Below are 9,792 nucleotides of genomic sequence, written 5' to 3' on the forward strand. Positions count from 1 at the left end.
TGACTGTGAATGAAAGCCGGGCAAAGTGGCAGCATTCAAAGTCGTTGCCAGGGAGAATGTCGCATGAGCCGCGTTGATAAGAACGGTCTTGCCATCGAAACCGTCCTTCATGATTTCCTCGTCAAGGAGGTGCTGCCGGGTCTGGCGGTCGATGCGGACAAGTTCTTTGCCGATTTTTCGGCGATCGTCCACGATCTCGCCCCGAAGAATCGTGCGCTGCTGGCAAAACGTGACGACCTGCAGGTAAAGATCGACGACTGGTACCGCCGGCATGGCGCCCCTGCGGATATGGACGACTACCAGTCCTTCCTCCGCGAAATCGGCTATCTCCTGCCTGAGGGATCGGACTTCCAGGTTTCGACCCAAAACGTCGATCCGGAGATCGCCTCGATCGCCGGCCCGCAGCTCGTCGTTCCCGTCATGAATGCCCGCTATGCCCTGAACGCCGCCAATGCCCGCTGGGGTTCGCTCTATGATGCGCTCTACGGCACGGACGCGATTCCCGAGAGCGACGGCGCCGAAAAGGGCAAGGGCTACAATCGGAAGCGCGGCGAGAAGGTCATCGCCTGGGTGCGCGATTTCCTCGATACATCAGTGCCGCTGCAGGACTGCCGCTGGAAGGACGTCGGAAGCTTCGCCGTCAAGGATGGAGCGCTGGTCGTCAGATCGATCGATGGCGAGCAGGCAATGCTGACGGACGACAAACATTTTGCCGGCTATCGCGGTGACGCCGCCGCTCCCACGCATATTCTCCTGAAGAACAACGGCATTCACATCGAAATCGTCATCGATGCGACGACGACGATCGGAAAAGCCGATCCGGCTGATATTTCCGATGTCTGGCTGGAATCGGCAATTACGACAATCATGGACTGCGAGGATTCGATTGCCGCTGTCGATGCCGAGGACAAGGTCGTCGTCTATCGCAACTGGCTCGGCCTGATGAAGGGCGACCTGCAGGAAGAGGTGGCAAAGGGCGGAACAAGCTTCGTCCGCAAGCTCAACCCGGATCTGCAATATGCCGGTCCGGACGGTAGCTCCTTCGAGGTGCATCGCCGCTCGCTGATGCTGGTGCGCAATGTCGGCCACCTCATGACCAATCCAGCGATCCTCGACCGCGACGGCAACGAAGTGCCTGAAGGCATTATGGATGCTGTGATCACCGGCTTGATCGCGCTTTACGATATTGGCCCGGCCGGCCGGAAGAAGAATTCCCGCAACGGCTCCATGTATGTGGTCAAGCCGAAGATGCATGGGCCCGAAGAGGTCGCCTTCGCCGTCGAAATCTTCTCGCGGGTCGAAGATGCGCTTGGCCTGCCGCGCAATGCCATCAAGATGGGCATCATGGATGAGGAACGCCGCACGACCGTCAACCTCAAGGAATGCATCCGCTCTGCCCGCGATCGCGTCGTCTTCATCAATACCGGCTTCCTCGATCGGACCGGCGATGAGATCCACACGTCGATGGAAGCCGGTCCGATGATTCGCAAGGGCGACATGCGGCAGGCGGCCTGGATTTCCGCTTATGAGAACTGGAACGTCGACATCGGCCTCGAATGCGGCCTTTCCGGCCACGCCCAGATCGGCAAGGGTATGTGGGCGATGCCGGATCTGATGGCGGCGATGCTCGAACAGAAGATCGCCCACCCGAAGTCCGGCGCCAACACCGCCTGGGTGCCGTCGCCGACGGCCGCAACCCTGCATGCCACCCATTATCACCGGGTCAATGTCGCCCGTGTTCAGCAGGGGCTGAAGGACCGCGCTCGCGCCAAGCTCTCCGACATTCTCTCCGTGCCGGTTGCGGTGCGGCCGAACTGGACGCCGGAGGAAATCCAGCGCGAGCTCGATAACAATGCCCAGGGCATTCTCGGCTACGTCGTGCGCTGGGTCGATCAGGGCGTCGGCTGCTCGAAGGTGCCCGACATCAACAATGTCGGCCTGATGGAAGATCGCGCGACGCTGCGCATTTCGGCCCAGCATATGGCGAACTGGCTCTATCACAAGGTCGTCACCGAAGCTCAGATCGTCGAGACGATGAAACGCATGGCCGCCGTCGTCGACGGGCAGAATGCGTCGGATCCCGCCTACCAGCCGATGGCCGGCAATTTCGACGATTCGATCGCCTTCCAGGCTGCCCTCGATCTCGTCCTGAAGGGTAGGGAACAGCCGAACGGCTACACCGAGCCGGTGCTGCACCGCCGTCGCCTCGAGCTCAAGGCGAAACAGGCCGCGTGACGGCTTGACGGAGAATAGAGCCTTTCCTGGTCAGCTTGAAGCATTCTGTTGGCTCAAACGGAGTCGGATGGTCGGTCGATCAGCCGGCCCGTTTCAGCCAACCCGAAGGGCCGGGCATCTTTGCGCCAGGATCAGAGGCGATCGGCTCGGACGTACCAAGGGGTATGCCCTTCGCCAATCGCCTCTGCCCTGACGAAAACCTGCTCCGGCAGAATGATTCAATCTGACCAGGAAAGGCTCTAAGAAAAGGCCGCCGGGACGACTCCGGCGGCCTTTTTTATACCGAATTCGGCAATTAGCTTACTGAATGACGACGACCTTGGACGTGCCCTTGCCGGGACGGACGCGGCTGTACAGGTCGATGACATCCTGGTTCATCAGGCGAATGCAGCCCGAGGAAGCGGCGGTGCCGATCGAGGCCCATTCCGGCGTGCCGTGCAAGCGGAAGAGCGTGTCCTTGCCGTCCTCGTTGAAGAGATACATGGCGCGCGCGCCGAGAGGATTGGTGAGGCCCGGGCCCATGCCGTCTTCGACGTACTTGGCGAGATCGGGCCGGCGGACCGCCATTTCCTTTGGCGGGTGCCAGTTCGGCCATTCCTGCTTCCAGGCGACGTAGGCGGTGCCGGCCCATGCGAAGCCCTGCTTGCCGACGCCGATGCCGTAGCGCATCGCTTTGCCGTTGGCCAGGATGTAATAGAGGAAGCGCTCGCGCGTGTTGACGATGATCGTACCGGGACGCTCGGTGGTCTGGTAGCTGACGACCTGGCGGCGGAACTGCGGCTTGACCCTATCGATCGGGATCGCCGGCAGGGAGTATCCGGCGTCCTTCGTCACGCCGTAGGCGTCGTTGAAGATCTGTGCTGTCTGTACCGTCGGGCCTGCGCCCTTGTCGTCGACGGATGCGCTGTCTGATGTCGTGGAGCAACCGGCCAGGGCGAGCGTCGCCAGCAGGCCAAATACAGGGAATGCATTGCAGATGCGCATGGATGACTCTTGAAGTTTTGGGGCAAGGAGAACGGTCTTTCGACCATCGTTGATTATGGTTTATTTTCGATTAACTTGCGCTTTGCAAGGCTACTGCAGCGCGACAAATCCGTCTGCCGCGCAAATTAGAAGCGCATGGTTTTTTTGCAACAACACGCCAGCCCCTCTGATGGTTATCCATGACGATTTTGAGCGTTTACAATAACAATCCGTTAATCGATGGCCGGCAATCGGACAGGGCCATGATGGTACGGCGCGGAACGCAGATATTGCTGCATGAAATGCGCCACGCCGTGCTGCCCGAACTGCCGCTGGCCAGCGGCCGCCGCGCCGATCTGATCACTCTTTCGGAAAAGGGCGAGGTCTGGATAATCGAAATTAAGACGTCGATCGAAGATTTCAGGGTGGATCGCAAATGGCCGGAATACAGGCTGCATTGCGACCGTCTATTCTTTGCGACTCACAAGGATGTGCCGCTGGAGATCTTTCCCGAGGAATGCGGGCTGTTCCTGTCGGATGGTTATGGAGCCCATATGATTCGCGAGGCGCCGGAACACCGAATGGCGCCGGCCACGCGCAAATCCGTCACGCTCAACTTCTCGCGTGCCGCCGCACAAAGGCTGATGATGGCCGAATGGGCGAGCGGAAAACCGTTCACTGTGGACGATGTTTAAGTATAAGCGCGCGAGGTGTTCGTCTATTTCGGCGCGCGTTTGGCAAGGATACGCTGCAGCGTCCGCCGGTGCATGTTGAGCCGGCGCGCCGTTTCGGAAACATTGCGCTCGCACATTTCATACACCCGCTGGATGTGTTCCCAGCGCACGCGATCGGCCGACATCGGATTTTCGGGAAGCTCAGCCTTTTCACCCGGCCGCTGTGTCAGCGCCGAAAACACTTCGTCGGCATCCGCAGGCTTTGCAAGATAATCGACGGCGCCGAGCTTCACGGCCGTTACCGCCGTCGCAATATTGCCGTAGCCGGTCAGCACGATGATCCTGGTGTCGTCGCGCCGCTGACGGATCGCCTCGATGACGTCGAGCCCATTGCCGTCGCCGAGCCGAAGGTCAACCACCGCATATTTCGGCGGCCTGCCTTTCGATTTCGCAACGCCCTCCGCCACTGATTCGGCCGTCTCCACCTGGAAGCCGCGCGTCTCCATCGCCCGTGCCAGGCGGCGCAAGAACGGCCCGTCGTCGTCGACGATCAACAGGCTGGCGTCGGGACCGATATGATCCTCGTCCGACGCGGCGATATTGTCATGATTCTGTTCTGTCATCGTCTCGGTCCCGGCGGTTGAGCGCCCGATCTGCGTCAACCGCTATATCCTGTTTATGCCGACAAAGTCATTTTGTCGAATTTGCGTCGATCAGCATGCGCGGCCATTCAATTCGGATACGCGCGCCCGCACTTTCCGGATCGCGGTTCTCGAAAACCAGCGATGCACCGGAGCGCTCCAGCAACGTCTTGGCGATGAAAAGTCCAAGCCCGAGGCCGCCAGCCGTATCCTCCTTCTGCCGCTTGGTCACATAGGGTTCGCCGATCCGCGTCAGTATGTCAGGCGCATAACCGTTGCCATCATCCTCGATGACGATCAGCACTTTGTCGTGATCGTGCTCGACAGTGACGATCACTTTCTCCCGCGCATAGTCGACGGCGTTTTCGATCAGGTTGCCGAGCCCGTACATGATGCCGGCATTGCGGTCGGTGACCGGCTCACCCTTGCGAGGGCTCTTTTCGATGAGTTCGAGAGCGATACCGAACTCCCGGTGCGGGGCGACGATCTCCTCGATCATCGAGGAAAGCGGCAGGCGGCGCATATGCGCCTCGCCTTCGGAGGAAAGCGTCGTCAGCCGCCGCAGGATGTCACGGCAGCGTTCGCTCTGGCTGCGCAGCAGCATCACGTCCTCGCGGAAACGATCGTCATCCTTGAGTTCCCGCTCCATTTCCTTGGCGACGACGCTGATCGTCGCAAGCGGCGTTCCGAGTTCATGGGCGGCCGCAGCCGCCAGCCCGTCGAGTTGCGACAGATGCTTTTCCCGCTGCAGCACCAGTTCGGTAGCAGCCAGCGCATCGGCAAGCTGGCTCGCTTCCATCGAGACCCGGTAGGCATAGAAGGCGGCGAATGCCATCGTCGAGGCAATCGAGCACCAGACACCGAACTGCATGACGTTGTGCACATTGATCTCGACCCCGTCGAACCAGGGCAGCGGAAAGGGCGAAAAGGCAAGCACCGTGATGCAGACCATCGCAAAGCCGATCAGCGCGGTGCTGTAGCGGATCGGCTGCGAAGCAAAGGAGATGATGACGGGCACGCAGACGAGCGCCGCGAAAGGATTGGCAAGGCCGCCGGTGATGAAGAGCAGCGCGCAGAGCTGCAAGAGGTCGAAGCCGAGCAGCGCAAAGGCGGCCGGCGGTTCCAGCCGATGCGTCGGCGGATAGCGGATCGTCAGGTAGAAATTCACCCAGGCAAGGGCGGCGATCAGCGAAGAGCTGGCAATCAGCGGCAGAGGAAATTTCAGCCAGAAGGCAACGATGAAAACCGTCAGCGCCTGTCCGCCTACGGCAAGCCAGCGCAGCCGCACCAGTGTCTGCAGGCGTAGCCTGCGGCTGTTGTGCCGGTCCTCCAGCGTATAGCCTTCCGTGTTGTCGATCATGCTAGGCTTGTCGATCATGCCGGGGGCTCCTTGAACGGCCCTCATGTACCACGCGGTTTTGCCCGTGTCGTCGGCAACGCATCTTCCGGCCGCTCCGGCCAGGGATGCCGGGGATAGCGCCCGCGCATATCAGCACGCACATCCTTCCACGAGCCGGCCCAGAAGCCCGGCAGGTCGCGTGTCGTCTGGATCGGCCGGTGCGCCGGCGAGGTGAGCTCGAGCAGCAGCGGCAGGCGGCCGCCGGCAATGGCTGGATGCTGCTTCAGTCCAAACAGCTCCTGTACGCGGATCGTCAGCACCGGCTCCTCGCCCTCATACTGGATCGGATGCCTTTGGCCGGTCGGCGCTTCGAAATGGGTCGGCGCAAGCCGGCTAAGGTCGCGCTGCAATTCGTGCGGCACCAAAGACATCAGCCCGTTCGAAAGCCCGGCTGCGGAAATCTCGGAAAGGCCGCGGGCCTCGGTCTGAAAGGGTGCGAACCAGTCATCCAGCCGGGATAGCAGGGCTTTATCGCTGACATCAGGCCAAGGTTCGCCGATCGTCCGGTGAAGGAATCCGATCCGCTCGCGAAGCTGCATGGCCTCCTTCGAGAAGGCAAGCTGATCGAGCCCCAGCTCGCGCACACCCTCCACCAGCGCCTGGGTGACTGCTGCCCCGGACGGGCGCGGCAAAGGCGTCTCTTCGAAGACAATCGCGCCGAGCCGGGTTGCCCGCCGCGCCCTGACTTTCCGGCTCTGCCGGTCGAAGAATATCTGGTCCCCAGTTTTGATCTCGCCCGGCAACTCGGCTTCGATGTCGCCGCGTGTCACCTCGGCTGCCGCCAGAACCCGCGCCTGGGCTGCCCGTCCGGTCAGGTCGGCAATCACTAGCATCTGGCTGCCGGCCAGCCTCTCGGTTTCCGGTAGCTCCGCTCCACGCCCGTTCGCCATCACGAATCGGCCGCGCCCGCCGCGCTGAAGTGCAATTCGATCTGGGAACGCATGCAGCAGCAGTTGGCCTGCAAGCGTCGGCGCCGTTGCGGCAACTCTGTCGAGGCCGCTTGCCAGCCGTCCTGCCAGCCGCCTTGAAGCCTCCGCTCTCTCGCCCCGCTCGGCCTTGAAGCGTCGCAACCGCTCCTCGATATCGATACTCGTTCCGCCGAGCCCCTGTTCGGTGAGAAGCACGGCGATCATCGCCGCATCCCGTGCGTATCCCGCTTCTCCGGCCGAGACGACCATGGCGGCAAGTCGCGGCGGCAAAGCGAGATCGCGCATGACCTTGCCGCGCGCCGTCAGCGCGCCGTCCTTGTCGAGGGCGCCGAGCTGGCTAAGCAGAACCCGCGCCTCCCTCAGCGTCGTTTCCGGCGGCTGATCGACGAAGGCAAGCGATGCCGGATCTTGAACGCCCCAATGCGCGAGGTCGAGCACCAGCCCCGAGAGATCGCTGGAAAGGATCTGCGGCGGTGTGAAGGCCGGCAATGCCGCCGTCTGTCCCTGGTGCCACAGCCTGACGGCGATGCCCGGCTCCGTTCGTCCGGCGCGGCCCGCCCGCTGATCGGCGGAAGCCCGCGACACGCGCACCGTCTCCAGCCGTGTGATTCCGGTCGAGGCCTCGAACACCGGCAGACGCTGCAAGCCGCTGTCGATCACGATCCTGACGCCGTCGATGGTGATCGATGTTTCTGCGATTGATGTTGCAAGCACGATCTTGCGTGTCCCCTGGGATGCCGGCCGGATCGCCGCATCCTGCTCCTTCTGGCTGAGATTGCCGTAGAGCGGCGCAATCAGCGTCTCGGCTCCGAATCGTCCCTGCAGGCGTTCTACGGTGCGGGTGATTTCCGCTTGGCCGGGCAGGAAAGCGAGGATCGAGCCGGCCTCATTGGCATGAGCATCGAGTATCGCCCGTGTGACCGCATCCTCGATGCGCTCACCGCCCGGCCGATCCTGGTAACGGATATCGATCGGAAAGCTGCGCCCGAGGCTTTCGATCACCGGTGGGTGGTCGAGCAGGGCGGCCACGCGTTCGACGTCGAGGGTCGCCGACATCACGAGGATACGCAGATCGTCGCGCAGCGCCGACTGGACGTCGAGCGCCAGTGCGAGTCCGAAGTCTGCGTCCAGCGAACGCTCGTGGAATTCGTCGAAGATGACGACCGAGACACCGGTCAGTTCCGGATCGTCGAGGATCATCCGGGCAAAAACCCCTTCGGTCACCACTTCGATCCGTGTCGCTGCCGATATCCTGTTGTCGAGGCGCATGCGGTAGCCGACCGTCCCGTCGACCTGTTCGCCGATCAGCGACGCCATCCGGCCTGCCGCTGCCCGCGCCGCCAGCCGACGTGGCTCCAGCAGGATGATCTTGCCGTCGCCGCGCCAGGCCTGGCCGAGCAGGTAGAGCGGCACCAGCGTCGTCTTGCCGGCGCCGGGCGGGGCGGAAAGAATGGCGCGTTTTTGCTCGTCCAGCGCAGCAGCGACGGCCGGCAGGACATGTGAAACCGGAAGTTCCGGCAAGGATGCACTGATTGTCACTTTCGGCCCGTCACTGTCTCATAGGCAAGAATGGCGCCGGCGAGATCCTCCAAAGCCGCTCCGACCGACTTGAACAGCGTGATCTCAGCGTCATGGCTTCGTCCGCCATGGGCACCGCTGACAAGTTCCGCAAGCTCAGCCCTGATGTCGCCTTCCTTCAGCACGCCGCTTTTCAGCGGCTGGACGATGTCGCCCGCCTCGCTGATGGCGCCAGCGCGGGTATCGACATAAATCGAAGCACGACGGATGGCCTCGTCGTCGCTTTCGCGCATGCTCGGCTTGAAGGCGCCGACGAGATCGAGGTGGGCGCCGGGCTTCAGCCATTCGCCTGATATCAGCGGCTCGCTGGAAAGCGTGGCGCAGGAAATGATGTCCGCTGTCCGCACTGCGGCTTCAGCATCCGCGACCGCCTCGGCATTCAGGCCGAGCGCCCGGGCTTCGGCTGCGATCTTTTCCGCCGCTTGGCCGTTGCGGCCCCAGACCCGGTACCTCTTGATCGGCCGGGTCGTGCCGTGGGCAAGCATCAGGTTGAGCGACAGCCGCCCGGTTCCGCAGACGAGCAACTCTTCCGCGTCAGGGCGGGCGAGATGTCGGGCCGCCAGCGCCGATGCCGCCGCCGTCCGCCGCGCGGTCAACTCGCCGCCGTCGATTGCAGCAAGCATCTCGCCGGTGGCGCCGGAGGAAAGAAGATAGGTTCCGAAGATCGCTGGCAGGCCCCGCCGCACATTGCCTGGAAAGACCGAGACCGTCTTCACCCCGGCATAGCGTCCGGGAACCCAAGCCGGCATCAAGAGCAGTGTGGCGCTCTCCTCATCCGGTACCTCCATCTCATGGTGATGGCGCACCGGCATCACGCATTCGCTCTGGAACATGCGGGCGATCGCCTCGATCAGTTCCGGCCAGGGCAGGGCCGCGCGCGTCTGTTCTTCATCAAGGACAAGCATTCTTCACTCCGCCGCATCGTTCTTCATCGCCAAACTAGCGAGTGAGGCGCGGCATAGGCAAGCACCCTGGAATTCCGCGCCAGGCTCCCCATATAAACCTTGTCTCCCTCGCCGAAGCCATTCTTCGGGATTCGGCGAAAACGAATCTCAAAAACCACCCATTCGGGCGGCGAATTTGGTCGTTTCTGGAGATGAGCGCCAAAAGCCCTTCATTTTCAACCTGTTACAAAAATGTCAAAAAACTTTGGTTGGGTGTGTTGACTGTTCTAATGGGTTAGTTCTATAAGCCCACTCACTGAACGAGGGCGGCGGCGCTGCTGGCGACGAAGTCTTTCGTTCTAAAGAAACTCAAGCGGATTAGCGGATTGCTGGTTTGTGTTCTGGGCGCGAGTTTGGAACGGGTTTTGTCGACGGCTTAGGGCTGTCTGTTATTTGACAATTGAATATTGTGAAGAAAGAGAAACGTGG

Annotated in this window: 7 protein-coding genes and 1 rRNA gene (1 of these 8 cut by a window edge); 3 read left to right on the plus strand and 5 right to left on the minus strand. The window is 61.9% G+C overall.

Features of this window, described 5'->3' with window-relative positions; all coding sequences use genetic code 11:
* Window positions 1-63: 63 nt before the first annotated feature.
* Entirely contained in the window at window positions 64-2,235 is a 2,172-nt protein-coding gene (locus ELH03_RS21865) for a malate synthase G (protein WP_128405564.1), read from the plus strand.
* Window positions 2,236-2,535: 300 nt separating this feature from the next.
* On the opposite strand, the gene ELH03_RS21875 is transcribed toward ELH03_RS21865, so the two are convergent.
* Entirely contained in the window at window positions 2,536-3,219 is a 684-nt protein-coding gene (locus tag ELH03_RS21875; protein ID WP_012759588.1) for a L,D-transpeptidase, read from the minus strand.
* 179 nt (window positions 3,220-3,398) lie between these two features.
* Between ELH03_RS21875 and ELH03_RS21880 the strand changes: the two genes are divergently transcribed.
* Entirely contained in the window at window positions 3,399-3,893 is a 495-nt protein-coding gene (locus ELH03_RS21880; protein WP_027682292.1) for an MmcB family DNA repair protein, read from the plus strand.
* A 23-nt stretch (window positions 3,894-3,916) separates the two neighbouring features.
* Here the strand turns inward: ELH03_RS21880 and ELH03_RS21885 are convergent, their stop codons facing one another.
* From ELH03_RS21885 to lhpI, 4 genes are all read right to left on the minus strand, one after another.
* A complete protein-coding gene (locus tag ELH03_RS21885; protein WP_130766638.1) occupies window positions 3,917-4,495 on the minus strand; it encodes an ActR/PrrA/RegA family redox response regulator transcription factor in 579 nt (192 codons plus the stop codon).
* 67 nt (window positions 4,496-4,562) lie between these two features.
* Window positions 4,563-5,891 (minus strand): ActS/PrrB/RegB family redox-sensitive histidine kinase, encoded by a 1,329-nt coding sequence (locus ELH03_RS21890; protein ID WP_018448440.1) that lies wholly within the window; start codon window positions 5,889-5,891, stop codon window positions 4,563-4,565.
* Between the two features lie 23 nt (window positions 5,892-5,914).
* Entirely contained in the window at window positions 5,915-8,380 is a 2,466-nt protein-coding gene (gene hrpB, locus ELH03_RS21895) for an ATP-dependent helicase HrpB (protein WP_130766639.1), read from the minus strand.
* Complete coding sequence (lhpI, locus tag ELH03_RS21900; RefSeq protein ID WP_128405537.1) at window positions 8,377-9,324, minus strand: bifunctional Delta(1)-pyrroline-2-carboxylate/Delta(1)-piperideine-2-carboxylate reductase; 948 nt, start codon at window positions 9,322-9,324, stop codon at window positions 8,377-8,379. The genes hrpB and lhpI overlap by 4 nt, the downstream gene beginning before the upstream one ends.
* 384 nt (window positions 9,325-9,708) lie before the next feature.
* On the opposite strand from lhpI, the gene ELH03_RS38785 reads away from it, so the two are divergent.
* A 23S ribosomal RNA gene (locus tag ELH03_RS38785) occupies window positions 9,709-9,792 on the plus strand; it runs 2,716 nt beyond the window's last position.

Source organism: Rhizobium beringeri, from assembly GCF_004306515.1.
Lineage (GTDB): Bacteria > Pseudomonadota > Alphaproteobacteria > Rhizobiales > Rhizobiaceae > Rhizobium > Rhizobium beringeri.